This is a genomic window from Rhodococcus sp. NPDC003318 (assembly GCF_042879035.1).
GTDB lineage: Bacteria > Actinomycetota > Actinomycetes > Mycobacteriales > Mycobacteriaceae > Rhodococcus_G.
Genome location: NZ_JBIAOU010000033.1, coordinates 1 through 26,284 on the forward strand (window position 1 = coordinate 1; position 26,284 = coordinate 26,284).

The 26,284-nt window shown below is 67.0% G+C and carries 30 protein-coding genes and 1 pseudogene; 21 read left to right on the forward strand and 10 right to left on the reverse strand.

Annotated elements, in window-relative coordinates; translation table 11 throughout:
- Positions 1–537: 537 nt before the first annotated feature.
- Together ACFYVR_RS26155 and ACFYVR_RS26160 are read left to right on the forward strand one after the other, a co-directional pair.
- Complete coding sequence (locus tag ACFYVR_RS26155) at positions 538–1,005, forward strand: STAS domain-containing protein (protein ID WP_387479022.1); 468 nt, start codon at positions 538–540, stop codon at positions 1,003–1,005.
- A gap of 679 nt (positions 1,006–1,684) precedes the next feature.
- Complete coding sequence (locus ACFYVR_RS26160) at positions 1,685–3,154, forward strand: aminotransferase class I/II-fold pyridoxal phosphate-dependent enzyme (RefSeq protein ID WP_387479024.1); 1,470 nt, start codon at positions 1,685–1,687, stop codon at positions 3,152–3,154.
- Positions 3,155–3,175: 21 nt separating this feature from the next.
- Here the strand turns inward: ACFYVR_RS26160 and ACFYVR_RS26165 are convergent, their stop codons facing one another.
- Complete coding sequence (locus tag ACFYVR_RS26165; RefSeq protein WP_387479026.1) at positions 3,176–3,403, reverse strand: DUF6480 family protein; 228 nt, start codon at positions 3,401–3,403, stop codon at positions 3,176–3,178.
- 379 nt (positions 3,404–3,782) lie between these two features.
- Between ACFYVR_RS26165 and ACFYVR_RS26170 the strand changes: the two genes are divergently transcribed.
- From ACFYVR_RS26170 to ACFYVR_RS26185, 4 genes are all read left to right on the forward strand, one after another.
- Positions 3,783–4,244, forward strand: a complete 462-nt coding sequence (locus ACFYVR_RS26170) for an SRPBCC family protein (RefSeq protein ID WP_387479028.1) — start codon at positions 3,783–3,785, stop codon at positions 4,242–4,244.
- 13 nt (positions 4,245–4,257) lie between these two features.
- The gene (locus ACFYVR_RS26175; RefSeq protein ID WP_387479030.1) at positions 4,258–5,136 is read left to right on the forward strand and encodes an SDR family oxidoreductase; all 879 of its coding nucleotides are present in this window, start codon (positions 4,258–4,260) and stop codon (positions 5,134–5,136) included.
- Between the two features lie 175 nt (positions 5,137–5,311).
- Complete coding sequence (locus tag ACFYVR_RS26180; protein ID WP_387479032.1) at positions 5,312–5,887, forward strand: hemerythrin domain-containing protein; 576 nt, start codon at positions 5,312–5,314, stop codon at positions 5,885–5,887.
- A 31-nt stretch (positions 5,888–5,918) separates the two neighbouring features.
- Positions 5,919–6,278 (forward strand): hypothetical protein, encoded by a 360-nt coding sequence (locus tag ACFYVR_RS26185; RefSeq protein ID WP_387479035.1) that lies wholly within the window; start codon positions 5,919–5,921, stop codon positions 6,276–6,278.
- A gap of 466 nt (positions 6,279–6,744) precedes the next feature.
- On the opposite strand, the gene ACFYVR_RS26190 is transcribed toward ACFYVR_RS26185, so the two are convergent.
- A complete protein-coding gene (locus tag ACFYVR_RS26190) occupies positions 6,745–6,891 on the reverse strand; it encodes an STAS domain-containing protein (protein ID WP_387479038.1) in 147 nt (48 codons plus the stop codon).
- A gap of 329 nt (positions 6,892–7,220) precedes the next feature.
- On the opposite strand from ACFYVR_RS26190, the gene ACFYVR_RS26195 reads away from it, so the two are divergent.
- Entirely contained in the window at positions 7,221–8,399 is a 1,179-nt protein-coding gene (locus ACFYVR_RS26195; protein WP_387479092.1) for a zinc-dependent alcohol dehydrogenase, read from the forward strand.
- Positions 8,400–8,409: 10 nt separating this feature from the next.
- Here ACFYVR_RS26195 and ACFYVR_RS26200 read toward each other — a convergent pair whose 3' ends face one another.
- A complete protein-coding gene (locus tag ACFYVR_RS26200; protein WP_387479041.1) occupies positions 8,410–8,808 on the reverse strand; it encodes a hypothetical protein in 399 nt (132 codons plus the stop codon).
- Positions 8,809–9,268: 460 nt separating this feature from the next.
- Between ACFYVR_RS26200 and ACFYVR_RS26205 the strand changes: the two genes are divergently transcribed.
- On the forward strand, positions 9,269–9,583 hold the full coding sequence (locus tag ACFYVR_RS26205; protein WP_387479095.1) for a histone-like nucleoid-structuring protein Lsr2: 315 nt from the start codon (positions 9,269–9,271) through the stop codon (positions 9,581–9,583).
- A gap of 707 nt (positions 9,584–10,290) precedes the next feature.
- Here ACFYVR_RS26205 and ACFYVR_RS26210 read toward each other — a convergent pair.
- Positions 10,291–11,049: a GAF and ANTAR domain-containing protein gene (locus ACFYVR_RS26210; RefSeq protein WP_387479044.1), complete on the reverse strand. Its 759-nt coding sequence runs from the start codon at positions 11,047–11,049 to the stop codon at positions 10,291–10,293.
- A 417-nt stretch (positions 11,050–11,466) separates the two neighbouring features.
- Between ACFYVR_RS26210 and ACFYVR_RS26215 the strand changes: the two genes are divergently transcribed.
- Complete coding sequence (locus ACFYVR_RS26215; RefSeq protein ID WP_387479047.1) at positions 11,467–11,928, forward strand: STAS domain-containing protein; 462 nt, start codon at positions 11,467–11,469, stop codon at positions 11,926–11,928.
- Between the two features lie 240 nt (positions 11,929–12,168).
- On the opposite strand, the gene ACFYVR_RS26220 is transcribed toward ACFYVR_RS26215, so the two are convergent.
- The 5 genes and pseudogenes from ACFYVR_RS26220 to ACFYVR_RS26240 form a co-directional block, all read right to left on the reverse strand.
- Positions 12,169–12,567 (reverse strand): hypothetical protein, encoded by a 399-nt coding sequence (locus ACFYVR_RS26220; protein ID WP_387479050.1) that lies wholly within the window; start codon positions 12,565–12,567, stop codon positions 12,169–12,171.
- Positions 12,564–13,286 carry an SOS response-associated peptidase gene (locus ACFYVR_RS26225; RefSeq protein WP_387479098.1) on the reverse strand — a complete coding sequence of 241 codons (723 nt, stop codon included), beginning with the start codon at positions 13,284–13,286 and terminating at the stop codon, positions 12,564–12,566. Before ACFYVR_RS26225 ends, ACFYVR_RS26220 begins: the two co-directional genes overlap by 4 nt.
- A gap of 517 nt (positions 13,287–13,803) precedes the next feature.
- Complete coding sequence (locus ACFYVR_RS26230; RefSeq protein ID WP_387479053.1) at positions 13,804–14,283, reverse strand: hypothetical protein; 480 nt, start codon at positions 14,281–14,283, stop codon at positions 13,804–13,806.
- A 7-nt stretch (positions 14,284–14,290) separates the two neighbouring features.
- A complete protein-coding gene (locus tag ACFYVR_RS26235; protein ID WP_387479104.1) occupies positions 14,291–14,491 on the reverse strand; it encodes a hypothetical protein in 201 nt (66 codons plus the stop codon).
- A 135-nt stretch (positions 14,492–14,626) separates the two neighbouring features.
- Positions 14,627–15,793 (reverse strand): annotated as a pseudogene (locus ACFYVR_RS26240) (IS256 family transposase); the annotation flags it as partial.
- Between the two features lie 903 nt (positions 15,794–16,696).
- Here ACFYVR_RS26240 and ACFYVR_RS26245 point away from each other — a divergent pair.
- Together ACFYVR_RS26245 and ACFYVR_RS26250 are read left to right on the forward strand one after the other, a co-directional pair.
- Positions 16,697–17,320 carry a hypothetical protein gene (locus ACFYVR_RS26245; protein WP_387479056.1) on the forward strand — a complete coding sequence of 208 codons (624 nt, stop codon included), beginning with the start codon at positions 16,697–16,699 and terminating at the stop codon, positions 17,318–17,320.
- 36 nt (positions 17,321–17,356) lie between these two features.
- Complete coding sequence (locus ACFYVR_RS26250) at positions 17,357–17,572, forward strand: hypothetical protein (RefSeq protein WP_387479059.1); 216 nt, start codon at positions 17,357–17,359, stop codon at positions 17,570–17,572.
- A 60-nt stretch (positions 17,573–17,632) separates the two neighbouring features.
- Here the strand turns inward: ACFYVR_RS26250 and ACFYVR_RS26255 are convergent, their stop codons facing one another.
- Positions 17,633–18,424, reverse strand: coding sequence for a phosphoadenosine phosphosulfate reductase family protein (locus ACFYVR_RS26255; RefSeq protein WP_387479062.1), 792 nt, complete (start codon positions 18,422–18,424; stop codon positions 17,633–17,635).
- A 206-nt stretch (positions 18,425–18,630) separates the two neighbouring features.
- Between ACFYVR_RS26255 and ACFYVR_RS26260 the strand changes: the two genes are divergently transcribed.
- The 10 genes from ACFYVR_RS26260 (at position 18,631) to ACFYVR_RS26305 (ending at position 25,772) form a co-directional block, all read left to right on the forward strand.
- On the forward strand, positions 18,631–19,155 hold the full coding sequence (locus ACFYVR_RS26260) for a hypothetical protein (protein ID WP_387479101.1): 525 nt from the start codon (positions 18,631–18,633) through the stop codon (positions 19,153–19,155).
- An 87-nt stretch (positions 19,156–19,242) separates the two neighbouring features.
- On the forward strand, positions 19,243–19,722 hold the full coding sequence (locus ACFYVR_RS26265; protein ID WP_387479065.1) for a hypothetical protein: 480 nt from the start codon (positions 19,243–19,245) through the stop codon (positions 19,720–19,722).
- Complete coding sequence (locus ACFYVR_RS26270; protein WP_387479068.1) at positions 19,719–20,564, forward strand: RAMP superfamily CRISPR-associated protein; 846 nt, start codon at positions 19,719–19,721, stop codon at positions 20,562–20,564. Before ACFYVR_RS26265 ends, ACFYVR_RS26270 begins: the two co-directional genes overlap by 4 nt.
- Positions 20,561–21,283, forward strand: a complete 723-nt coding sequence (locus tag ACFYVR_RS26275) for a hypothetical protein (protein ID WP_387479071.1) — start codon at positions 20,561–20,563, stop codon at positions 21,281–21,283. Before ACFYVR_RS26270 ends, ACFYVR_RS26275 begins: the two co-directional genes overlap by 4 nt.
- A 127-nt stretch (positions 21,284–21,410) precedes the next feature.
- On the forward strand, positions 21,411–21,950 hold the full coding sequence (locus ACFYVR_RS26280) for a helix-turn-helix domain-containing protein (protein WP_387479074.1): 540 nt from the start codon (positions 21,411–21,413) through the stop codon (positions 21,948–21,950).
- Between the two features lie 44 nt (positions 21,951–21,994).
- Positions 21,995–22,558, forward strand: coding sequence for a PIN domain-containing protein (locus tag ACFYVR_RS26285; RefSeq protein WP_387479077.1), 564 nt, complete (start codon positions 21,995–21,997; stop codon positions 22,556–22,558).
- Positions 22,559–23,525: 967 nt separating this feature from the next.
- A complete protein-coding gene (locus ACFYVR_RS26290) occupies positions 23,526–24,206 on the forward strand; it encodes a hypothetical protein (RefSeq protein ID WP_387479080.1) in 681 nt (226 codons plus the stop codon).
- A gap of 17 nt (positions 24,207–24,223) precedes the next feature.
- On the forward strand, positions 24,224–24,685 hold the full coding sequence (locus ACFYVR_RS26295) for a DUF3846 domain-containing protein (RefSeq protein WP_387479083.1): 462 nt from the start codon (positions 24,224–24,226) through the stop codon (positions 24,683–24,685).
- Positions 24,682–25,275, forward strand: a complete 594-nt coding sequence (locus tag ACFYVR_RS26300) for a hypothetical protein (RefSeq protein WP_387479086.1) — start codon at positions 24,682–24,684, stop codon at positions 25,273–25,275. Before ACFYVR_RS26295 ends, ACFYVR_RS26300 begins: the two co-directional genes overlap by 4 nt.
- Entirely contained in the window at positions 25,272–25,772 is a 501-nt protein-coding gene (locus ACFYVR_RS26305; RefSeq protein ID WP_387479089.1) for a hypothetical protein, read from the forward strand. The genes ACFYVR_RS26300 and ACFYVR_RS26305 overlap by 4 nt, the downstream gene beginning before the upstream one ends.
- The last annotated feature ends 512 nt before the right edge of the window (positions 25,773–26,284 follow it).

Consider the following 26,284-nt stretch of genomic DNA (forward strand, 5'->3'; position numbering starts at 1 on the left):
GGGCTGCAGCATCCACCCGATGATCGTCTCGAGAATCACGCCGAATCTCGAGTCCCCACATGCGAACGTGACAAACCTAACAAAGTCCTACTAGTGGTTGCCACATGTCGTTCAGATACCTAACACAGATGCGGAGATCGACGTGCTGTCGTCGTCACGCGAGTTGACGCATCCGCCAACTCCAGGCAGCTTTGCATTCGGGCGAATGTGAAGCGGCAGCAGCGAATGACAAGTCCGGATGCGACCGCGACGAGCGTGTCTAGGTGAGAACGGCTGTCCTACAATGGCTCTACGCGGACGGACCCCGTGTGGAGCATATGGGTACATCCAGGTAGCCCAACCTCAGGCCGATCCCGCAAATGACGCCCGGGTGGCGTCGCGATACCACCGATCGCGGCGAGCAACTGCATCGCGGGGCCGGTGTGAGTCGGGTAGCCCGACCATCAGGGTTCGCTGGGCCGGAGGTGCATCTGGGGTCGCACCATGTGACATGTCCCGAGAGGTTTCAGTGTGGGCACGAATCGAGAGGCAACACCCATGAGCTCATCGAATCCGCTGTTCATTCATTGTTTGGCCCGGCCGGTCGTTGAACCCGTCGACAGCCCCGGACGATGTCGCGTCCGTGGCCCAGGCCCGACCATTGCCTCGGTGGTCGGTGATGTCGACGCACGGGTGATCGCCGACTTCGCGAAAGGGTTGGACAAGGCACTCGGCGAGTCCAACCGCACGGTCATTGTCGACCTCTCACTGGCGGAATTCATATCCATTTCAGGGATGCAGGTCCTCGCGGAAACCCAGCGTCACGCGGATCTCCACGGACTGGCGATGCTCCTCGTCCCCGGCGGGCCGGGTGCACGGCGGGTCCTGGAGATCATCGACGCGGATCACCACTTCCGCTGCTTCCCAAATGTTCGTGCGGCCGTGGAGGCTCGGCGATCGGAGCTGTCCGCCCACGTTGATCTCGACTATGTGCTCGCCCGGTCGAAGGACTACGGGGCCAGATGAAGCCGTCGGGCGCGAAGGGGACCTCTCGTAGGCGCGCCCGATCCGAGGGGCCGCCGGAGCTGGGTGTGCGCTCCGGCGGCCTCGCTACCCGGTGAAGGTGCGGTCGCCATGCAATGGGTTGCGGCCAACGTGATCGATGCGTGCGGGATTCGCCGGTAGTGGCCCCGGTCGACTGCGGGGCCGCGGCCGACCGGGCGCGCCTGACGACTGGGGTAGATGGCGCTGCATCTCACCGTGCGTCGGATGTGCTTCCTCAGCGCGAGGGTCGTATCCCGGACGCGAATCGGGGCGCCGAGGTCGACGTCGGCGACCAGGCGGCGACTCCACCCATGAGGCCACGTCGGCCTTGCTGATGCATGCCGGCCCGGGAGGTGTATGTCAACTCTCGCGGCCAGGTTTCACCACGGGAGTAGGGCGCTCGCGCACCCCAAAGGTGCGCGACGTGGCGGTATTGCCGCGGAACTATCCGAAACGTGGTCGGAACAAACCGTGCCCGAAGTGCGAACCTGAGACATCGCCGGGGTGAGCGGTTTTGAACTCGGAGCCCTCGGGAACGGTGAGGTTCGCGACCGCGGCCGTCACCGGCCGTGCCGATCAACGACGAGCCCGGCCCGGATCTCGCGGGCACTGAGTGGCCGCCGCGAGGTTGACGCGGCACGAAAGCGGGTAGCCCCCCGACGTGGATCACTCGCGCGCACCGATGCTGGAGGCACTGGCCGAATATCACCGCCGTGGCCGATACGGGTTCACCCCACCCGGACACCGACAGGGTCGCGGCGTCGACCCCCAAGTCACCGAGATACTCGGCATGGATCCGTTCCGATCCGATGTGCTCGCCGCGTCCGGTCTCGACGACCGCCGATCCAGCCATCGGTACCTGGCCGACGCGGAGGAGCTCATGGCCGACGCAGTCGGCGCTGAGCAGTCGTTCTTCTCAACCTGCGGTAGTTCCCTGTCCGTGAAGGCCGCGATGATGGCAGTTGCCGGCAATAACCCGGGCGGACTCCTGCTCGGGCGGGACTCGCACAAGTCGGTGGTCGCAGGACTGATCTTCAGCGGCGTGATGCCCCGCTGGATCACCCCACGCTGGGACGCCGACATGCACTTCTCCCACCCGCCGTCACCGGATCAGGTGCGTGCGGGCTGGGAGCGGCACCCTGACGGCGCCGGTGCCCTGGTGGTCAGCCCCAGCCCGTACGGCACGTGCGCGGACATCGCCGGGATCGCGGAGGCGTGCCACGAGCGGGGAAAGCCGCTGATCATCGACGAGGCGTGGGGGGCGCACTTCCCGTTCCACGACGAATTACCGACCTGGGCGATGGACGCCGGCGCCGACGTCTGCGTGGTGAGCGTCCACAAGATGGGCGCCGGATTTGAACAGGGATCAGTGCTGCACCGACAGGGCGGTCTCGTCGACGGCGACCATCTCTCGGCCTGCGCGGACCTGCTCATGACCACGAGCCCGAACGTGATGATCTACTGCGCGCTCGACGGCTGGCGACGTCAGATGGTCGAACACGGTGCCCAACTCCTCGGGGATGCACTGACGTTGGCCCGGCGCACCCGCGATCGGATCGATCAGGTCGACGGCATGACGGTGCTCGAGGACAGGCTGTGCGGTAAGGAGGCTTCCCACGACCTGGACTTGCTGCAGATCCTGATCGACGTCACCGCGACCGGCGCTTCCGGCTACCAGTGCGCCGACTGGCTCCGCGACCACTGCGATGTGGACGTGGGGCTGTCCGATCACCGGCGCATCCTGGCCACGATGTCGATGGCCGACGACGAGGCGACCACCGACCGGCTTGTGTACGCGCTCTCCGAACTGGGTTTGGCCGCAGGGTCTTTCGATCCACCGCCAGCCGTGGATCTGCCCTCTCCCGAGGAACTGCAGCTGGACTCCGAGATGGCGCCGGGCGAGGCGTTCTTCGGGCCGGTCGAGATGGTCGCTGCCGACCGGGCGGTCGGACGGGTCGCCGCCGAACAGCTCACGCCCTACCCGCCGGGCATTCCCGCCGTCGTTCCCGGGGAGCGACTGGACCGCGCGGTGCTCGACTACCTGCGCAGCGGCCTGCGTGCGGGGATGACGATCCCGGACGCTACCGATCCCGCCCTCGACAGCGTGCGGGTGGCCCGCGAGAGAGACTGATCTGGTCGGGAATTGGAGGGATCAGACAATCAGCGCGACAATCACGATGACGAGAATAATGACGATCACCGCGACGGCAACCAGTGTCCCGATTCCGGCAGCGGGGAAGCCCTTGCGGGTGCGCGGCTCCGAGGCGGATAGCCCGGAGGTCTGGGCCGATTCGGGAGGGGTGGCACCAGGGCTGACACCACCGCCTGCCTCAAGATCAGGGGTGCGGGCCGGATCGGGATCCGGTGGTGGTGTGGTCATGACGAGATTGCCTCCTCAACGTTGTCGGTGCCCTCGCGGACTGGCCAGGCGGCCGCCGCGGCGCCTTGCTGATCATCATCTCCGGGGCCGAATCCGGTCCCATTGAGCGTCGTGGTTCGGCAGACCACTTGGCGGCACCCTCTTCCTGCACACCTCCCGAGGTGCCCCACCCGATCAGCCGGAAACGCATCTCCCGGTCCGTATTCTGGATTCCGCCTGCGGGTTCACCTCCACCACCGCGGGCATCGTTCGCGAAGGAGTCGGCGTTGCTCGGCGGCAGGTGCCCTGGCGTCGAGCCGTCGCCACTCATCGGTGGGTTTGCATTCCTCGGTCCCACCCCGTCCGGTTTACCCCGCGGATACCGGGGTACGCGACCGGCATGAGCACCATTACCGAAGCAGTCGACGTTGATGTTCCGGTCCGGACCGCATACAACCAGTGGACGCAGTTCGAGACCTTCCCGCAGTTCATGGAGGGCGTACGTGAGGTCCTGCAGGTGGACGACGTCCACACGCACTGGGTGCTCGACGTCGCGGGGCGGACCCGCGAGTTCGACGCCACCATCACCGAACAGCATCCGGACGAACGGGTGGCCTGGCACTCCGATGCCGGCCCCGACCACGCCGGGGTGATCACATTCCACCGCCTCGATGGCACCCATACCCGGGTGACCGCGCAGATGGACATCGACCCCGAGGGATTCGTCGAGAACGTCGCAGACAAACTCGGTGTCCTGAACCACCGCGTGAAGGCCGACATGGAGCATTTCAAGGAGTTCGTCGAGGAGCGCGGCTTCGAGACCGGCGGCTGGCGCGGCGACGTCGACAGTCCCACGTCCTAGGATCGGCGGGCGCATGCGCGACCCCACTACTCGCTATACGACCCCCGATTTGGAGGGGCAGCCGCCGATAGCGCATCCGGGACTCACCTCCGAGATGCACACCCGACCCGACCACGGGGAGCGCGACTACCGCGGCAGCGGCCGGCTCACCGACCGCCGGGCGCTGATCACGGGCGGTGATTCCGGCATCGGCCGGGCGGTCGCCATCGCCTTCGCGCGGGAGGGCGCCGACGTGGCGGTGAGCTACCTCCCGGAGGAAGAGTCCGACGCCGAGGAAACAGCCCGGCTGGTCGAGGAATCCGGGCGACGCGCGCTTCCACTTCCCGGCGATATCCGCTCGGAGGAACACTGTCGCGAGGTGGTCGACACGACGGTCCGGGAGTTCGGCGGCCTCGACATCCTCGTCAACAACGCCGCCTACCAGATGGCGCTTCCTGGAGGCATTTCCGACATCACGACCGAACAGTTCGATCGGGTGGTGAAGACCAATCTGTATGCGCTGTTCTGGCTGTGCAAGTTCGCCGTCGCAGTGATGCCGCCTGGATCGACGATTGTCAACACCTCGTCGATCCAGGGCACCAGCCCCTCTCCCTCCCTCCTGGACTACGCGACCACCAAGGCCGGCATCGTGGACTTCACGAAAGGCCTCGCCGCGGATGTGGCCGACCGCGGGATCCGTGTGAATGCGGTTGCGCCCGGACCGATCTGGACGCCGTTGATTCCGGCCACGATGCCTCGCGAGCGGTACCGGCACTTCGGCAAGGACGTCCCGCTGGGGCGTCCCGGTCAGCCCGCCGAACTCGCGCCCGCCTACGTTTTCTTCGCCTCCGACGAATCCAGCTACGTCACAGGCGAAGTGCTCGGCGTCACTGGTGGGAAACCCTTCACATGACCGGCCCGTCGTCAGCCCCCTCGAGCTGGTCGATCGCCACGTCGGCGCCGGTGCCGAAACGGACCCGCGTTAAACGGGAGGTTTCGCGGTCCCGGTCTTCGGGCACGGTGGACACGTACCCCTGGAAGACCGGACAGAGGGCACAGCCAATCCTGGACTTCGAAGGAGACCAATCATGGCCACTGAGCAACGAGACGTCATCGAGGTGCTCACGCACGATCACAGGGAAGTCGAACGCATGTTTGCCGAGCTGGAATCGCTACACGGCCAGACGAGCGAAGAAGCCCGGGCCCGGCGCAAAGACCTTACCGACCAGGTGACGATCGAGCTGGTACGCCATTCCGTTGCGGAGGAGGCCGATGTGTACCCGGCGGTGAAGAAGAAGGTCAGTGAGACCGAGGCCGAGCACGCGAAGGAAGAGCACGCGGAGGCCGAGCGCACGATGAAGCGTCTCGAACGTCTGGATCCGGACGACCCGAAGTTCGAGGTCGAGTTGGAGACGCTGATGCAGGAGGTCCGGGATCACGTCGCGGAGGAGGAAGGCGAGATGTTCCCCGACATGCGGCGCATCTTCAGTGCGGAGGAACTCGTAGATCTCGGCGAGAAAGTCGAGTCGACCAAGAAGCTCGCGCCCACCCGGCCGCATCCTTCCGCGCCGGACGAGCCGCCCGCTGACAAGATCCTCGGTCCGGTAACGGGGCTGCTGGACCGAATGCGGGATGCGGTCACCCATCGCGGCACCGATACGTGACCGTAGCCCACCATGAATGCAGACAAGGACGATGATTGAGATGGCAGTCGCTGGCGGCCGTAACCGGGTCCTGCTGTTCGTCGGGAAACCATCGGATCTGGCGGATGTCCGCGAGTGGGCGACCGAGTGCGGCTTCACAGTAGTCGACTCCTTCTCCACCGAGGTCGAGTACGTAATCGTCACGGATGATGTGCTCGATGGGATGTGCTCGCCCGGCGACGCTGTCCTGCTGAGCCTCGCTGAGAGTGCTGGGTTGCAGTTGGTGAGCCTTCGCAACGCCAGAGATTTCCTGCGAAGCCGGCCCGGGGCGGCCGGGGGCCGGTCGTGGAGGCACCAGGTCAGTGCGAACCCAGCTATGCACGGGATGCGGATAGTTGACACGACCTTGTGAGGAGCGGCGGCATTTCGCCCCACTCGGCCCCTGTCAGGCGCCTGAGACTGGGCGCGACCGCTTCAAGATCCGACGGTCCTCCTGGGCGTGAGCCGCCGGCCGAGCTGGCGTGCCTCCTCATTGGAGGACGCCGTCCGGACCACTGGGCGTCTTGTCACGTACCGAATGCTCTAGACCGCGATTCACCGCGGCTCGGAGGTGTCCGCTGGTTGAGCGGGTCGCTCCCCACGGTCCCGCAGGTGTATCGAGTCGATGCGTCGACGACGACCCCGAGGCCAGTGTGGGCCGTCGGCTCCGCCCTGCGCCTGTCCAGTGCCGCGCGGACCGTGGGGAAGAGCTGGAAGTGTCCGAGCAGGCCGGTGACGTCCAACGTTTCGTGTCACGGCGCGGCCACCGGGGACCAGAAGCATCGTCAACCCCTCCCGGTCTGCGTTGTACTGAATTTTCTCGAGCGTTTGTGCGCCTGCTATTCCAAGGAATCCACCCGGGTCAGGTCGAGAATCATCGTCCCGCGAGACGATCTGATCGCGGAGTCGGCGCGTTCGTCGAACGCCGGTGCGGTCGCGGCGTCCATCTCGCCGGCGACCGTGACAGCAGGCCCCGGGCGATGCATCGGACGCAACGGTTGGCCCGATGCCTCGTGCGCGCCGCGGGCCGGAGCCGTCCCCGCTCGATATCAGGGGTTTCGTCGAGGCAATGAACGTCACTACGCACAGGACCCTCCAAACGGTTTGTCTAGGACACCCGCGACGCAATGAGTGCATGAAGTACGGGCCAGGCGACAGCAGGGTCCAAGCCGCCAGCGTGTTCGTCCGTCATCGGTCTATCAGACAAAGGTCCGCCGCATGGACCATGCGTCCAGTTCACCGATCCCGATACGCGGCGGGTAGAAGTCCCGCGGATGTGGGTATCTATCGACGAAGGATCCACGAGGAGGCCGCGATGAAGGCAGTGACCTGGCAGGGAAAACGGAGTGTGAGTGTCGAGTCCGTAGCGGACCCCGGGTTGGTCGAACCGACCGATGCCATCGTGGAGGTGACCACGACGGGCATCTGTGGCTCCGACCTACATCTGTACGAAGTGCTTGGCGCGTTCATGACGGCTGGCGACATCCTCGGGCACGAGCCGATGGGGGTGGTCCGTGAAGTCGGCAGTGCGGTCACCGACCTGCACGAGGGTGATCGAGTGGTCGTGCCGTTCCAGATCGCGTGCGGTCGGTGCCACATGTGCCGCACCGGACTTCCAACCCAGTGCGAGATCACACAGGTGCGTGAAAAAGGTTCCGGTGCAGCACTGTTCGGATACTCTGCGCTGTACGGGCAGGTGCCGGGTGGGCAAGCAGAATATCTTCGGGTGCCGCACGCTCAGTACACGCACATCAAGGTGCCCGATGGTCTCCCGGACTCCCGCTTCGTCTACCTTTCGGACGTTCTTCCCACCGCCTGGCAAGCCGTCGAATACGCCGCGATTCCCGACGGCGGATCGGTCGCGATTCTGGGACTCGGTCCCATCGGTGACATGTCCGCGCGTATCGCCGCGCATCGCGGGGCGCGGGTGATCGGGATCGATCTGGTTCCCGAACGCCTCGACCGGGTCCGCGCGCGCGGCATCGAGGTCGTCGATCTGACCGAGGTCGATAGCCTCGGCGAAGCGATCCGTGACATGACGGACGGTCGCGGTCCGGACGCGGTGATCGACGCCGTCGGAATGGAGGCACACGGTTCTCCTGGCACCCGCCTGATGCAGCAGGCCGCGGCGATGCTGCCGGATCGGCTCGCTCGCCCGCTGATCATGCATGCCGGCGTTGACCGTCTTCATGCCCTGTATTCCGCGATCGACATCGTCCGCCGAGGCGGCACCATCTCACTGATCGGCGTGTACGGCGGCATGATCGATCCGCTGCCGATGCTCACGCTGTTCGACAAGCAGATCCAACTGCGGATGGGGCAGGCGAATGTCAAGCGGTGGGTGGACGACATCCTGCCGCTGCTCACCGACGACGACCCCCTGGGGGTCGACTCGTTCGCGACCCACGAGATGCCTCTGGAACGTGCGCCACACGCATACGAGATCTTCCAGAAGAAGACGGACGGCGCCGTCAAGATCCTGTTGAAGCCATGACGGCGGCGTCTCATCCGCGGGAGAGCAGCCTGATCACGGCGCGTTCAATCGTCTCGCGACCAGCGTCCTCTGTCTCCGCCAGGCGTGCTCTGCGCACCGCAGACCTGATGGTGTGACCCGCTTCGTAAGCCCGTAGCACCCGTGGGTCCACGTACGAGGCGCGTGCCACCTGAGGCGTATTGCCGAGCGCTCCACTGACCTCACGCATGGTGGCGGCCTCCGCGCGGCGGATGGCCCGAGCTGACCGGGGAGCTTCGGAGTCCGTCAGTGCCACCGCCGCGATGACGGTGGCGTGCCAGGTCCGCAGGTCCTTGGCCGTGCATTCCTCACCCCCCAGATCACCGAATCGCGCATTGATGTCGTCGGCGTGCACCTCGTGCACCATCGTGTCGACGAACTTCTCCTGCATGTGCGCAACACCGAGTTCGACCAGGTTCTCCAGGCCACGAGGCTGCTCGGCTTCGCGGGATGACCATCTACTGATTGCACGGCAACACCGCCGCAGGCGCGGCGGACAACACCGGGCGCCTGACCACCGCGGCACGCACTGCGCGCGGCCATCGACCGGGTGCGTGCTAACGCCCCACTCTCGCCCCTCGATAACCCGAATGCGGTGCTCGGCACTCCAACGCACGAGCACTCGTACCCGGCCCGGGACGTGTCCCCCCGACGCACACCCGGGCCGGGACCATCGACTCCCCAGCGTCGACAGGCCCGGCGAGGCGGTCAGCCGCCCGACACTGCCCGGTCGCCGATTCTCGGCTGCGATGGTGCACGGGACGGGACACGACCCCGATTCCTGACAGCTTGATATCGAAGCCCGGACAGTATCGAGTCAGGATCTATGCCATCGGGCGAGATTCCGGGATCTGGATGGCAAGGAAGTCACGCTCACGATCGTCGACAATGTGGATTCCGTGTCCGAGGCGGACGAAATAGTCGTGTTCTCGCTCGACTGCGGCACAGACTACGAAATCGACCTGACCGCAGGCACTGCCGCTCGGGTGCGTGACGATCTGGCGGTGTGGGTGGCGCATGCCCGCCGAACCTCAGGCCGCGGGAGCGCAGCGAAGTCGAAGCCGGCGTCGTCGGCGGCGCGGACCCCTTTCACCGTGACCCCTGCGCGGGGTCGGTGCAGCTGCGTCTGCGGGGGCGCTCGGTACCGAGCCGAACGCTCAGCGTGATGCGCAGTGCGGAGTGTGAAATTCCGCAGTCTGGGTAATTAGCCTCGACACGTTACGTCACAAGACGGCCCGGAACAGCGAGGAGGAACACCGACATGGTGACCGCGTACTCCCCGCCTCCGATCCAGTCGAGACTCACTGATTCGGCGGTCTCCCGACGACGATTCGCCAGCACGGTGGCACTCGTTTTCCCCATCCCGGTCGGGATCATCGCGGCAGTTGTTCTCGGTTCCGTACCGTTGGCCGCACTTGTCGCAGTGGGAACTGGAGCGTGCATCGTTCTCGCCGACCTCATGATTTGACAGCGATGCGCCTCACCCCGGCCATCTTGAGCTGTTGGCGGCCCTGTCGTGCTGGTGGACACCCCGAGCGGAATGCCCTCGCCATTGCCTGGATCGGGGACCTCGGTCATCGTCCCTGGTGACAGCCCGGTGGACGCTCATGATGAACATTGCTCGGTCTAGCGTTCGTTGTGCATGCGGGCGTGCGCCCGAGACTCGAGCTACGGAAACGTCCAGTCCGAATCTGATCACTGCTGCCGTGGACCCGGTGAGTTGCCTGTCGGGCAGGTCGGCGCGGGGCGGTTCGCCAAATCGGTCACGACTGTTCTCCTTGCATGCCTGACGGCTCGTATCTCTGGTGCGTCAGTCGAGGCTCGCGCGACCGGCGGGTGGCCGGGCCTGTTCTGTACCGGGTGCCGCGGTCCTCTAGTGCGGGCGTGGGGGGTCGGTGGCCGCGGCGAGCAGATCGGCGGGTTCGACCACACCGGTGACGAGGTCGTGGGCGATCGACGACAGCCGGATGCTGGTGCGGCGGCTGTGGGCGCGAAGAACCTCGAACGCTGCGCCCATGTCGAGGTCGCCGGCTTGGGCGAGGATGCCCTTGGCCTGCTCGATCGTGACCCGGTTGTTGAGCGCGGTCTGCAGTTGTTCGGTGAGCACCTCGGCCCGGCGCAGTGCGCGTTCGTGCAGGATACCGATGGTGGCGGCGTCGGCGAGGGCGCGCGCGACCTTCAACTCCCGCGCCCCGAGTGCACCGGTCTCGGTGCCGAACAGGTTCAACGCTCCGATCGTCTGTTTGCGCAGCCGCAACGGCAACGCGTGCACCGACCGGAATCCCTGTTCGAGCGCGACACGGGAGAAGGTCGGCCACCGTGGCGCCTCGGCAGCCAGATCGACTGCGGTGACCATCGCACCGCTGGCGTAGGCGTCGAGGCACGGGCCTTCGTCGACCTGCAGCTGGAATAGCTCGAGCAGCAGGGTCTGCTCGGTGGAGGACGCGAGCACCTGCAGGCTGCCCCGCTGATCGGAGAGCATCAGGCCCGCGGCCGAGGCACCGACCAGCTCGACGCAGTAGTTGACCAGCAGGTGCAGTAGATCGGCAACGTCGTAGTCGTCGACGAGCGTGTCGGTCATCTCGACCAATGCCTGCAACAGTTGTTCTTCCCGCTCGGCGCTCGAAGGCACCGGTTCCTCCTAACCTGTCGACACTCGAGAGGCTCGGTCCTTCGCGTTCCAGCCTAGTCGCCCCCTCTCGATCTCCCGGACCGGAAAGAAGACTGCACCTCCCAGGGTGGGGGCGTCCGGCAGCGATCCCGCACAGAGGGCCCGCATACAGACGGCCTGCATCACGGAGAACTGCGAAACCCGCTACCCGGTGACCGGGAAACGAAATCGGCCCGTGACCGGACCCCCACACGTCGTCGACGGCGTGTACACCGCCGCGACGGCCGAGGGGAGTAGTGTCACAGGGGTAGCCGGGTTCGACTTCGACACTGACGGCCCTGAAGCCTGCTGTTGGTCGCGATTCCCGAATCTCCACGCACCCCGCTGGGTGCGGTTTGAGAGTTCAGTCGCGGTCGACAAACCCGTCGGAGGTCGATCATGCGTATCCATGTCCACTGCATCGAGCTGTCGCTCCCCGAGGCCCACCAGGGACCGGGACGATGCCGCATCAACGGTCCGGGACCCACCATCGCCACGATCACCGGCGACCTGGACACCCCCGCGATCGGCGAGTTCACCGCCGGAATCGAGCAGGCCATCAGCGACGCACACCGCACACTGATCGTCGACCTGACCCGAATCGACTTCGTCTCCATCTCCGGCGTCGAAGCACTCGCCGACACACAACACCGCGCCGAAGGCCGCGGCCTGGCGATGCTCCTCGTCCCCGACGGCCCCACCTGCACACGAGCCCTGAAGGTCACCGGTATGGAGCACCACTTCCGCTGCTTCGACACCGTCCGCGACGCGGTCGAGGCCCGCCGCGCCGAACTGGCCGCCCACACCGGCCTCGACCACCTACGGACAAGCAGCAGGAGACAACCGATTTCACGTGCCTGAACCATTCACACGTGCCTGAGCGAATTATCTGAGGGCACCTACCACACGGAGGCTCGTGCACTCCGCAACCGGAGCTCGCAGCCCTGCGAGCGGTGGGCGCTGGCCTAGAACATCGACGGTCGCATCAGATCCCGACACACGGGGCGGGCCAGCCTGCCCACCTACACCACTCCCAATGCGGAGCAACATGGGCCGCCGGTTGCCGAGCACCGCTCCAGTAGTGCCCTGTCCCGCTTCGCCTCAGGAGGCGGCGGATCGGGCGAGGTCGGCCATCGCCCGATCGAGCGGCGGGCAGATCACCAACGCGCACAGGTACGCACTCCCGGCGACCAGGTACGGCGCGAGGACCAGGCCGGCGCCGAGCCACGCGGCCACCGGGACGCTGAAGACGAGCGTGGAGCACGCGATGCAGAGGGCGAACATCTGCCGCCACTGCCACCGGCGCGGTGCCAGTGCCCGCGCGAGCACGACCGCGATCCTGGCTCCGGCGAGCGCGCACACCCCGAGCAGAAGCCCGGCCGTCCCGGCGATCGCGAGCGCCGGCACCCAGAACACCGACGGCGCGCCGCGCACGAACCACACCGCGGTCACCGCCGCCACCACGATCGGGGTGGTGAGCAGTCGGCCCTGCCAGGTCACCGGTGCACCGGCGTCAGCAGGTCGGGGCGGTTGTTGCGCGGCGAGTTCACCGCGGTTGAGACCTCGTACGGGATCAGGTGTGGTTCGGGGATCGAGTTGAGCAGGGCGTCGACGTCATCGCGGTCGGTCAGGGTCGGGTCGAGCCACGGCCCGATGAACGTCTCCGGCAGGATCACCGGGGACCGGTCGTGGATGTGGCCGGTCGCGTCGGTCGCCGGGCGGGTCAGCACGGTGCATGTCCACAACCAGCGGCCCGGATCATCTTCGGGCAGTTTGGGATTCGGCCACAGCTCGTACAGCCCGGCCATCGCCAACGGGCCTTCGGTGTCGCCGTGCAGGAAGAACGGGATCTTTGCTCCCTCGTCGTTCTTCGTCCATTCGTAGTAGCCGTCGGCCGGGACGATGCAGCGGCGCCGGGCGGCCGCGGCCTTGAACGCCGGCTTCTGGGTGATCGTCTCCGAGCGGGCGTTGATCATCCGAGATCCGATCTTCGGATCGCGCGCCCACGAGGGCACCAATCCCCACTTGACCTGGCTGTTCAGTATTCGGGCCGGGTCCGCGTCCGGGGTATCGCGGGGTGCGCGTTCGAGGACGACGTTCACCGTCTGCGTCGGCGCCACGTTGTACGAGGCGGGCAGCTCCTGCCCGACCGTCTCGGTCGCATCGAATGCCGCGACCAGATCCCGGCGGCTGCCCGTCGACGCGTAGCGGCCACACACCGCCCGATCCTCTCTCGTCATTCGATCTCTGCACACACCATCGTCACAGATCACCGACACAGGCCCAAGGCGGAGCCTCGGCCTCCAGAGTCAGGGGAATGCCCGCCAAGGCGGCGTTGACCTCGGGTGACAGTGCCTGGACATGCCCCGGGTACCACCCCGTCACGTCGCTGCGAGCGACCACGTGCCGAGAGGCCGCGATGACGGGCACTGTCACCCGAGGTCGGGAAGACCTGCCCTTCCGTAGCGTTCCCGAGCGCGGGATCGGAGCCGTCGACACCACCGGGTGTGGGCGGCGTCAACTGTCTGCGCCAGCGGGCGCGCCTACCTGCCGAGGTCGGGCTCCCGGCCAGGGTCGGGCTCGGCGGCCGGCCGCTGTCCGGGATCGGGATCCGCGGTACGCCGAGACTGACCGCGCAGCATCTGCTCGAGCGTCCACGGATGACCGCCACTGACCGCCGGCGGCCGCGGCCGACCGGTTGGTGTGGTGCCGGGGTCGGACTGCAGGGCCGGAGTCTCAGGCAGCGCACGGGCTCCGGGAGGTGTGTTCCGCGGCCGCGGAGTCCAGGTGCTCGAGCCAGCTGCGGGCACGGCTAAGGGCGAGGTCGCGGTCCTGGGTGTAGGTGGGCGGCCACTCGATCCCGTACCGGTCGATGCGCTCGAGGATCTGGGCCGCGGTGACGATCGAGGAGTCGGCGAGCGTGGAGACGAACAGGCGGTCCTTCTCGCGTCCCGCGATGGCCTTGGACACGCACAGGTCGACGGGGTCGATGCAGTACCCGGTCCGCCCGTACGCGGAGCCGTCCTCGACCCGGACCGGGACGAGTCGGTTCTCCCACAGCCTCGGCAGGATCACCACGTCCTTGTGGACCCCCTCGACGTAGGAGCCGTGGTGCTCGTGGAACGGCGATCCCTCACCCAGGCGGCCGTCGCGCATCAGGAGCTTTTCCGCGACCGCCGGCGAGCCGGGGCTGTCGAATCCACTGCGGGGGAACATGTCCACTTCACGCGACAACGTCGCTCGCGACCGGTGACGGCGACGGTGGGGGCGACTGACTCGGTGCACAACCGAACCAGGTCTGCGACGACTCGGTGAGCGCATCGAGCACCGTCGCCGATCCCGGGTCGCGTCGCAACTCGGCGAGTGCGGCCGGGTCGCTGTCGAAGTGCAGCTCGGCAATGCGCTGGATCTCGTCCTCTGTCATACCCGGTTGGACGCGTCGCCCTGACGGATGGCTCCTCCGATGCGCGCCGAGTACGTGATTTCCGAGTAGCAGGTTCACCACCGCGGGGCGACGGCGGAACCGCCGGGCCGCAGCGATTGCGTGGCCCGGCGGGACCCCGGCGCGACTCGTGGCCCGGGTCGCAAGGTACAGACATTTGAGCGCGGCCTGTTCGGTCGGGAAATGGCCCCGTGCCCGGATCGCCCGCCGATAGCAGGCATTGACGGCCTAGGTCGCGGGTGGTCGAGCAGATCACCCGACGGATCTCGACGTCATAGTCGAGGAACGGGACGAACTCGCTCCACGAGTTCTCCCAGAGGCGGACGATCGCCGGGTACTGGGTGCCCCACTTGCTTGCAAACTCGGCGAACCGTTCTTGGCCGCGGACTCCGACGGCGCGGTGTAGACGGGCCTCAGATCGCGGCTCATCTCGTCCCGATACGTCAGCGACGCATACCGGAAGGTGTTGCGGATCAAGTGAATAATGCAGGTCTGCACCACCGCGAGTTGCCAGACGGTCGTGATCGCCTCGGGTAGGCCCTTGAGCCCGTCGCAGACAACGATGCACACGTCGGCGACGCCTCGATTCTTGATCTCCGTCAGCACCGCGAGCCAGAACTCGGCGCCCTCGCCGCCGTCGCCGGCCCACAGGCCGAGGGTGTCGCGCTCACCCGCCGTGGTGACGCCGACGTTGATGGGACGGTTGGAGACCTGTCCGTCGCGGACCTTGACGTGAACAGCGTTGATGAACATCACCGGATAGATCCGGTCGAGCGGGCGGTTCGCCCCACTTCTTCATCTCGGAGACGACCTTGTCGGTGATCCGGCTGATCGTGTCCTTCGAAACGCGTGCACCGTAGACATCGGCGAAATGTGAGGCAATCTCGCCCGTCGTCAGTCCCTTCGCGCTCAGCGACAGCACGATCTTGTCCACCCCGGTCAGGCGGCGTTGGCGCTTCTTGACGAGCTGTGGGTTGAACGAGGTATCGGTGTCTCTGGGGACCTCGATCTCGACGGGTCCGATCTCCGTCAGAACGGTCTTTGAACGGGTTCCGTTGCGCGAGTTGCCGCTGCCTCGACCAGCCGGGTTTGGTTTGTCGTAGACCGGGTGTTCGGTCATCTCGGCGTCCAGCGCGGCCAAAGAGCACGTTCTTCGTCAACAGGTTCAGTAGGCCATTCGGGCCCACCAAATCGATCCCCTGCTCCGTGGCCTGGGCCAGAAGCTGCTCGGCGAGCTGCTGTGGATCCACCTCGGTAGTCATGGGTTCCCAGTGTTTCGGTCATCATCGATCCTCCCCGTCAGGCTCACGCCCGTGTGTCAGACCAAGACCGGATCCACCGTTATCCGGACAACTCCCGGCGTCCGCGTGGTCATCTGGCGATGACGAAATCGGGTCCTGTCAGCAGGGATGGGACTCGAATCGGGGTGGGGTGAGGATCAGCGGTCGTGATCGGAGGGTGACGGTCGCCGCGATCCTCCACGGGGCTGATGTTTGCCGAACGTGGCTTCAGTCCGCTGGGCGGCGGGTGTCGGACGAGGGTGCAGGTTGCTGCCGCGTGGTGCGATGACCTGCCACCGTCATGAGGTTGGACTGCCCTGTGACGGTTCGGCGTGTCGTTGGACGTGGTTGCGCAAAGCGCGATGCGGGTGGTGTTGTGGTCGGTGGCTGTGCCGAGCGTGTTTCGCCGGGGTCGGTGCCCGTTCGCTTCTCAGCGATAGGTAGAACTCGAAAGGTTTGTGAGTGAACGAAATTCGTCCTGTTTTGTTGCCATTCGTGGGTTCGATGGGCGAGCGGCGGGCCGGGTAAGGTGGTTGTGCTGGGGTCGTGGTTGGTTTGGTCGCCGACCGTGTGCGGTTCCGGTGTGGGGGCGTGGCAGCCATCGCTTTGGACAAGTTCGCTGCCCGCCCTCCTTTTTGTGTGGAGTGGTTGAGGGTTGGCGTACAGGGTGGGTCCGGACGGGTCGGCGGTGTCGTTCGATCCGGAGGTCGGTGCCGCAGCAGCGCCGACGGTCAAGCCAGGCGGCTACCGTGTGAGCGACGACGCGGTCGATCGGGCGGAGGAGCGTGCGTCCGCGCGGGTCCTGGACGCGATGGTGGAGCTGGCGGATCTGACTCGTGCCCGCAAGGATCTCGAGCGGGCGTTCCCCCGGTCGATGGTGGGAGAGATCCCGGCCCGTCGACGGCGAGTGCTGCCGATCCCGGATTCGATCCGCCAGCCGCCGTCGGCGCGCCAGCGCAAGGCCCGGTCGAGGGCGAAGAACATCACGCAGGACCGATTGCCCGCCATCGGTTATCACGAGTTGACCAGGTTGGTTGAGCAGGAGCAGGAATGGTCCCTGATCGGTAGCGCGCTGTCCGACGCGCGAGGTGATGCACAGGTCCTCGAGGACAGGACGCGGGTGCGGGTGCAGCGTCTCGATCGCGCGATTCAGGCGGGGGAGCGGGCTGGGGATCGTGGCCACATCGTCTACTGCGCTGCCCGCCTGCCGCATCCGGTGCCGGTGTCGGCATTGAATCTGCCGAGCGAGCTGACGTCGGGGGCGCGGCTGGATTTCGACCGTTTCACGATGACTGTGCACGCGATTCACGAGCTGGACGAGACGATGACCGATCGGGATGTGGTGTTCGAGATCGACACCGATCGGGGCATGTATCTGGGTCGGTCGGACAAGATCGACGACACCGCGCATCTGTTGCCGCGGGGGATGCGGTTCGAGGTGGTCTCCGCGGGGGAGGGTCGTTACCGTCGGCCGGATGGGACGGTCGGTCGGCGGATGATCGTTCAGCTGCGTGACATCACCACCGTGTGAGGACATCGCCACCGATTGGGGAAGGAGTGTGCACCGATGGGTTACATCGATGCGAAGGGACGACCGGAGATCGTGGTCAACCCCGCTATCAAGCTGGGGCGTGCGGTGTACCGGCCGGCCGACGAGGACTGCGCGCCGCCGGCGCCCCCTGCGCCGCGGACCGAGAAGCAACGGGCCCGTGCAGAGCTCAAGCGCGCAATGGCGGCGGAGCGGCGTGCACAGCAGAAAGCCGAAGGCACCACGTCGGGGTGACACCTCCGGCTCATCCTGTGCTTCTGCAGTGCGGTCACCGTATCCCATGACTGCGCGCGGTCAGATCAGCTGGCGCAGTCGCGGTAGCGCGTCGGTGAGACGGTCGAACAGGGTGGGCCAGCCGCTGCGTAGCCAGGTCAGTCGTCCTCGGTGCAGGTGGTTGCCGTCGATCAGGTGTGAGATCCGCTGCTGGTGTTCGGGTACGCCGAGGGCGGCGAGTTTCGGGTAGACGGGATTGATCGGAAGCTGGTCACGGGTGATGTGCGCCCACACGTCGTGGTGGCTCCAGTTCCAGATGGGCCCGTAGGCGACGGTCCCGTCGGCGCGTTCGATGATTCCGTTGCGGCGCCCACCGCGCGTGTAGAGGGCGCGGCGACCGCGGGATTCGTCGGCGCGCACGCCCCACAGTTCGCCGGCGCCGAACATCTCGTGCGCGCGCCGCGACGGGCCGCCGATCAGGACCTCGTGCAGGTCCACTGCGGGCGCCGGCGCGTCGTGGGTTGGGCCGTGGGCCCATTGGCCGCTGGCGATCAGGACGTCGAGCAGTGGGGGATCGGCGGCGACGACGTGCAGATCGAGATTCCAGGTGTGCGCGAGTTCGCCGATGTAGTCGTAGGTTTCGGGGTACTCGAGCCCGGAGTCGAAGAACACCACCGGCACCTGTGGGCACACCCGCCGGGCCAGGTCGAGTACGACGAGGGAGTCCTTGCCGCCGGAGAACGCCAGGTAGCCGTCGTGGCGGTCGAGGTGGCCTGCGATGCGGTCACCGATCTGGTCGACCGCGTGCGCGCGCGTGGTGGGGGCGGCGAGTGCGCGCAGTGTGTGCAGGTCGAGCCCGGGATCGGGATTCATCGCCGCGAGCCTACGAGCGACACCGCTGCTTGCGGTATCAGGTGCCGGGCTGGATGGATGGACCGGTGACCCACCGATTCACCCTCCACCAGGCCGCAGAGGACGTGGTGTGGGCGGCGTATCGCGCTGCGCATCCGGACGCGCGGCATCCCGTCTCGGTGCCGGCTGGGAGGGGATGCGCGCGGTGTGGGTGGTTGACGGGGGTGATGACGCCGGTGGGGCGGGTGGTGTCGAGGCGGTTCACGGGTTTCGGCTCGTGGCTCGATCGTGGTGGTCGGGCGTTGTGTGAGGCGTGCGCGTGGGTGTATTCCATGCGCTCTCTGCGCGTCGTTGCACATCGGATCGCCCGGAATACGTATGTATTGTCCGAACTCGACTCCCAAGCGCTCTACGAGGTTCTCAGCGCCCCGATCGGCGTGGATGTGGCGGTGGTGGTGCCGTTGGTCCCGGGCCGCAAGCATGTGTTGCCGGATGCGCAGTGGGGGAGGGTGGCGGTCGACGAGTTGGCGTTGGATTTCACCGCCGCCGATCGCGACCGGCTCGCGGCGATGTCTCGCCTGCAGGCCGCCGGGTTCACCGAGGCGGCTTTGGTGCGGCCGGCGCCGGATCACCGCACCATGACCCGCATCCCTTCCGAGCGTTGGCCGGCGGTCCTGGCCGACTGGGATGCGCTCGCGCCGTGGCGGGCGGCGGCGCCGTGGTGGCACCTCGGGATCCGCGCCACCCGATAGACACCGGCCTGTCCCTTCCGTGCAGACACTCCCGGACCGGTCACCACCTGGTAGGCGGAACGGCGAGCTCGTGTTTACAGTCGCGCGGTGGCCACCAGAGAGACCCCGATCGACCTCGAGACACCGTGTGACGGGTGGCTGGCCGCGGCCCCGATGCTCCCCGCGCTGGTGACCGAACCCGCGAAGGTGGCCGAGCGGCTGTTGTTGCTGCTGCACTACGGAATCGACTGGTCCGACGGCAACTGGGTGACCGGGCGTCGTGGCGACTACTGGGAGTCGGTGTTGCCGTCGCGGGTGCGGGTGGCCACGTTCACTGCCGCGGATCTGCACCACTGGTGGACGATCGTCTCGACTGCCCTGACGTCGTTGCCTCGATCGGATGGGCAGCGCGTGGAGTTGGCCGCGCTGCTGACGTGTGAGCCGCGGCCGGTGCTCGCGGTCCTGCGGGATCAGACGCCGGCGCTGGTGCTGCGCACTCGCATCGTCGCCGACGCCGTCCGCGCCAGCGCACCCCCGAAGGCTGGAAGGAAGTCGCCGACGCCGACGCGGTCGAGGAGGTCGGCGTGAGTGTGAGTGTCCGCTGGGATCTGGCGATCACCGCCAGGTCCCCGATTTCGCATCGTGCGGAGACGATCGGCACGACGGCGACGCTGCGGCGGATGAAGGTCCTCGCCGCGGACGGGACCGTGGACCTGGTGCCGGTCGTCTCCGGTAACTCGCTGCGTGGGGTGTTGCGCCGGCTCGGTGAGGAGCTGTTGCGAGATGTCCTCGGCTACGAAGGCCTGTTGCCGCTTGCGGTGGCGCACGCGTTGCGTAATGGGGGTGCGATCACCCGCACGTCGGCGGAGCCGGTCACGGGGCGCCGGCTGCGGGAGCTGCGTACCCTGGTTCCGCAGCTGAGTGTGTTCGGCGGCGCGGTCGGTGCGGCGCCGATCGACGGCTGCCTGCGCGTCGGACACGTCGTCCCAGTGATCGAGGAGGCCCGCCCCCTGCTGCGCGGCCACTACCCGAACCCGCTGCCGACCCGGCTCGATGTCGAAGCGCTCGAGTCCTACAGCCACCTCGACGACCCGGCCAACCCCGCCGCCGACACCAACGGCACCGATGAGGCGCGCTCGGCGGTGTCGTTGTTGATGCGGTACGAGGTCGAAACCATCACCGCGGGAACCAGGTTCGAGTCCTGGGTGCATCTCGACCGTGGCAGCGATCTCGACCACGCGTTCCTTGCCGATGTCCTCGCCGAGTACGTGCGCCGCGGCTGGCTCGGTGGCCGTGTCGGGATCGGGCACGGTGACGTTGCCACCACCATCACCGCAGACTCGGCCACCGGCCCTGGCGTGGACTGGCGTGCCCATCTGATCGCCCGCCGCGACGCCGCGCTCGCGCTGTTGCAGTCTTTGCCCGCATGAGCGGGCACGTTCCCCTGACCGTGCGGGCACGGTTGGCCGGTGGCGTCGCGCATTCGGCGCCGTGGGGGATCAGCCTCGACGGCCTGCTCGCCTCCCAGATCCGCGCCGGCGTCAAGGCCGCCGCCCGCGACGCCGGCACCGACTACCCGCCCTACGACCCCGCCCAACCACCCGACGAGCTCGAGCTGCCTCTCACCCGCTGCACCGCAGCCGGTGGCGACAACTGGCACTGGGCCGCGACATTCGCACACGCCGAGGGCGAGGTCGCCGGTCCGCACGTGACCTACTGGACCGCTCGCCCCGACCAGTACGCCCTCGACCACCTCTCGGACAGGTTGCCGGCGCACGTGTCGGAGCGGCAGGGCCGCTATCGATCCCGTGTCATGCCGCTACCGCTGACGATCGCCCGAGCGTTGGTGTGGCGGGCGGTAGGTGACCCCGACGTGATCCGGGATCTGCTCGCCGGCGTCATGGTGATCGGTCGCAAACGTTCCTCCGGCCACGGACACGTTTTCGACTGGACCGTCACACCCGATCCCGGCGCCGACCCGTGGGAGTGCGCGCATCTGCACCCGGACGGAACCCTCGGCCGCAGCACCCCACCCGGCTGCTTGGCCGACCGCCGCGACATCGCGACCGGTGGCTCCGGCCACTTCGGGCTGCGCCCGCCCTACATGCACCCGGCCATGCGCCGGCGGGTGGTGTTCGCCGCACGCTGACGGTGGGTACCAGGCCCCCGGAGCGTGACGCCTGGGTGCGTGGAGTGCTGGTGTGATCCTCCCCGTAACACCCTTTCGGAAGTTTCGAAAGGGTGTTACGTTTCTTTCGTACAGGAGGAGTGACGACATGACGCAGGCGTTGGAGCAGCGCACATATCTCCCGGAGCCCGGGGAAGGCGGCCAGCTCGCCGAGGTGATCAGCTTCCTCGACGCGCACGAACGTCGCTCCGGCGACCGTGTGGAGCCGCGGTACCTGCTCGTTGGTGCAGACGAGGGTGATCAGGTGCCCTTGCCGGCCGAGGTGCATGCGATCCTCAAGCAGGTGGTCTCGGCGCTGCAGGCCGGGCGAGCGGTCACCGTCGCTCCGCACACCACGAAACTGACCACCCAGCAGGCGGCCGACCTGCTGGGGGTGACCCGACCGACCGTCAAACGGCTGATCTCGGTGGGGGAGCTACCGGCGGAGAAGGTCGGTACCCGGCACCGGCTGGTGCTGCGTGATGTCCTTGACTACCAGCAGCGGCGCCGCGCGCAGCAGTACGACGCGTTGGCTGCCACGTCCGTGCCTCTTGTCGACGAGGACGATCCGGAGATGGTCGCCGAACAGTTGAAGGCCGCCCGCAAGGCTGTGGCGGCACGCAGACGGGCCCGCAGTACGACCATGTAACCGCGGTAACGAGCCTCGTCGTCGACACTCATTACACTGCGCGGATGTTCGCTGCTGTTCTCGACACCTGCGTGCTGTGGCCCAGCCGACAGCGCGACTTCCTGCTGTCTTTGGCGATCGCCGGTCTGTATCGGCCGCTGTGGTCGGACGCGATCTTGGAAGAGCTCGAGTACCACGAGGCGGCGAAGCTCGAGGGCCGCGGAAGCGATGCCGCGACTGCGGCTGCGGCCGCCGCCCTTCTGGTCGGGCGGATGCGTGAGGCGTTCGATGATGCGGTGGTGACCGGATGGGAGCCGCTGGACGGTTCATACGGTCTGCCCGATCCCGACGACGAGCATGTGGTGGCGGCCGCGGTTGTCGGTGGGGCGGGTGTCATCGTCACCCACAACTTCAAGGATTTCCCGGAAGGCCTTGTGCCGAAGCATATTCAGGTTGTTTCTCCTGCTGAGTTCGCCGCCGATACACGTCGCGGTGTCGCCGATGGTGGCGCGGCAGGCGATCGAGACGATGGCCGAGCGCCTGGGGAACCCTCCGATGAGTGTCGAGGAGGTCCTGGCCCTGCTGGTGGATCGCTACAGGATGGGCGATGCAGTGGCTCTGCTACGTGAGGTGTGAAGAACGGCTTCTTTGGAGCCCGGTAGTCGAGGGTACATCCGTGACGCACCCTCGACTGTTGATACGCCAGATCTTCTGGCTGTACCCATGCCCGCGCCATTCGCCTCCCTCGTCGACACTTGTCACTGTCGCGGAGATGGCGTGGGATCACCTCACCCTCCGGGGGTGGTCGCGAGGTCCTGTTCGAGTGCTCGGGGCTGCCCCCGGTTCAGTTGACACGGGGGTTGGGTGACTCAGGCCGCGTTTCCGGCGTGGTTGATTGCCTCGAACTCGATCGGTGTTAGGCCGTCACCGCCGCATCCTCGATAGTCTGCTCTCAACTGCTCACGGCTTCCGCAGTCGGAACGGAATCGGGCTGCCGACGGCCAGATTTGCGCGCGGGCGTAGGGCGCCGTCTATGCCGCCGACTCTCCAAGCGTGCGTGCCTGAGCGTGGGGCTCGCCAGCACGTAGCCAGCGGCGGAAGCTTGGCGAGGAGCGGTGCGATCCAACGTTTCCCTCGTGGCCCGCACCGTCACACCGTTTGTCGGTGTATCTGCGTTAGGTCACCGAGTCGAGAATCGTTCACCGAGTACGCGGAATCAGTAGTACGGCGTTGGTGCGTCCGGCGGTGGACGGCGTCATAGCGGCAGCCCTCCGGATCACGGTCTCGGTACAGCCGCTGCGAGTGTTGATCGATCGTGCCCACTATGGCGCCGCGATGGCCGGCGGTTGCATTTCCATCCGGTGCCCCGGCACCGGATGGGGAGGGGGTGTTTCGGGCTTGACTTCACCGGTTCCGCATGGTGCGCGAGACGACGAATTCTGTTGTAAATCAGTGAGTTTCGGTGTTGACAGGGTGTCGGTGGGGTGGGTTATGTTCTGTGTCGTCCGAAGCGGTTGCGGACGGTTCGGGGAGTGACCATCCCGGGCTGTCCGCGTTCTGTTCCCCGCCTGTGTGTCGGGGTGAAAGCGGTGTGTCATGACCGAAGTGACGTTGACCAATGGTGTGTTGATGCCGGTGGCGGGTCGGGGTGAGTTCCCGTCGGATGGCCGGTTCGTGTCGGTGGTGTCGGGTGGCGGGATGGTGTCGGGGTGGCTGGCCGTCGACCCGGCCCGCCGCGCCGACGACGCGGCGGATCGGCGGGTGAGTGTGGCGGTGCTGCCTGCCGATGGCGCGGTGTGGGTGTCGGAGGTGACGGCACGCCAGGTCGAGCCGTCGGATGCGCCGGGAGGCGATGCGGGCACGTGGTTGTCGACGCGCGAGTTGGGCGCGCTGCGGTCGGTGGTGTCGGCGCGCGTCGAGCTGTTGGAGACGCGGGCGGATGCGCAGCGCCAGCGTGAGCGCCGCGAGTCGTGGCTCGAATCGTTGGTGTCGGATGCGCATGAGTGGGCGGACAGCAACAGTCTGTGCGGGGAGTTCGATCGGTTCATGGACGAGCACGGGTTGCCGGGCCGGGACCGTGATTACGAGGTGACGGTGGATGTGACGGTGACGACGCGGCTCACGATCACCCGCACCGCGTCGAGCGCGGACAGTGCGGAAGGACTCATCGACTCCTCGGATGTAGAGGAGGAGTTGCGCGATCGGCTCGGGTCGTATGGGCAGAGTCTCGATTTCGACGTCAGTGATTGGGAGATCGACGGAACCGAGCAGGCGTGAGCGGGGGAGACAAGACCATGACGACGAACACGAGTACGAGTGGTGCGGTGGTGGAGACGGTGACGGCGGTCCGGATCGACGCGGACGGGACCGCGGAGGTGATCGAGTTGGCCCGGTCCGGCTCGGGTGAGGGGGTGGGTGTGGCGTTGCGGGAGGCGATCGGGTGCCGGTGGTTCGATGTTGTGGCTCTCGGGCCGGGGTTGGACATGTGGGTCGATGACGAGGGCCTGGTCGTGAACGAGCCGGTGGTGAATGTTGTTGCGACGCTGATTGCCCGGTCCTACGGCTTCCGGTGGCAGCCGTACGCGGGCACGGTGGTGTTCACATCCAGTGATGACGAGGGCGACGCGGTGAGCCTGTCGAGGAATCAGGTGGCCGCGTTGGTGGCGACGGCGGATGTCGGCGGGCTGGTGATTGTCGATGCGACCGAGCGTGAGGACGTCGGTACTGCTACGTCTGCGGCGGGGGCGGGCGCGTGACGCGGTTGCGGACGGTGGCCCTGTCGTGGACGGAGACGGCCAGGTATCGGGTGACGGTGAACGTGCCCGACACCTTCGATCCGGACGCCCCTGGTGTGGCGGATGTGTTGGCCGGGTTGGACGGGGCCGGGTTCGTCGGCGTCGAACGGGGTGACATCGCGGTCGAGTTGGTGGCGTTGTTCGATCCGTCTGCGGTGATGTTCGTGCTGGACACGCCGCCGACGGCGGCACCCGGGGCCGACGTGCCGGCCTGGGCGGCGTACGTCGGCCTGTCGGAGGTGGCGGCGGAGCGCGGCACGCACTACGTCGAGGAAGCGGTGCGGGTGTATCTGATGCGCGATCTGAACGGGGCGGATCGGTGGGTGATCGACCCCACCACCTTCGGTGACCCGCTGTTCTCGGAGTACTCCGACTACGGCGACAGCGGCCCGGTGAACGACGAATGCCGCTGCGAGCGCCCCGACGAGTGCGCGGCCGTCGTCGAGCGCATGAGCCGGGTTGGGATGCCTGACGGTGAGGAACTGATGCGGATGCTGGCCGCTGCACGCGGCTACACGGTGACCAGGACAGCGACAGGGGCAGGCCGGTGAGCGTGGAAACCATCGTCGTCCGCGACCCCGACGGTGGCACCGATGTGTCGGTGTTCGTCGACGGCGCGGAGGTCGAGACGACCGAGTACGTGGTCGATGCGGGGGCGGGTCATGACTGGCAGTCGTGGCGCGAGCAACGGGACGGGTGTCTGGTAGCGGCGTCCCAGGGTGCTCGGGCGGCGTTGGTGGAGGCGTTCACCGATCCGCCGGGTGGGCAGTACGTGGAGGGGCGTGACGGTCGGGATTGGATGCACGGTGCCCCGGTCCTGGTGCCGGGGGCCGGTTCGGAGTTGACGCGGTGGCGGTCGACGTTCGCGGCGGCGGCGTTGTTGACGTATCGGCAGGTCGTCGGCGGTGTCGGTGAGGACATCGGGACGGTGATCTCGGATCTGGTGGCGGATCTGCACCACCTCGCCGACACGACCGGCGTGGTGTGGGAGAGCGTGGCGGACCGGGCGCAGCGGTATCACGCGGAGGACGACTCCGACGGCGTGTGAGAGGTGGCTCGGGCGGCCCTGTTCCCGGTGTGGGGGCAGGGCCGCCCGCCCGTCGGGGCTGGTTTTTTGAATTATGTTGTGCAGCAACAGATGTTTGAATCATGCTGTAGAACTGACTGTCTCCATCATTTTGCACGCAATGATCGGCACGGTGAGAGATATCATGTTGTATACGTGAGTAATTCGAGCAAATCAGTCAGCGGAGCGCTTTCGCCCCTGTCGAGGCAGTGGTATATCATGAGTGCATGACATCGGGACGGGTGAGAGCAGCGAGGCGGATTGAATGGCGACGCGCGCAGCGCGTCCCCGTCTTCCGTTCGGCTCGGATCACGTCGGGAGAGTGACGACAAATTCGATCGTTGTGCAATTAATCTCGGTTTCGAGGGGAGCGCAGCGACCCGATCGACGGCAACGCAACGACACCGCTCCGAGCCGCGTAGCGGCTCCCCAGGCGGGGAGCGCAGCGACCCGCCCCCGTCTCCCGGCGCGAAGCGCCGGGAGGAGCGCCGCGG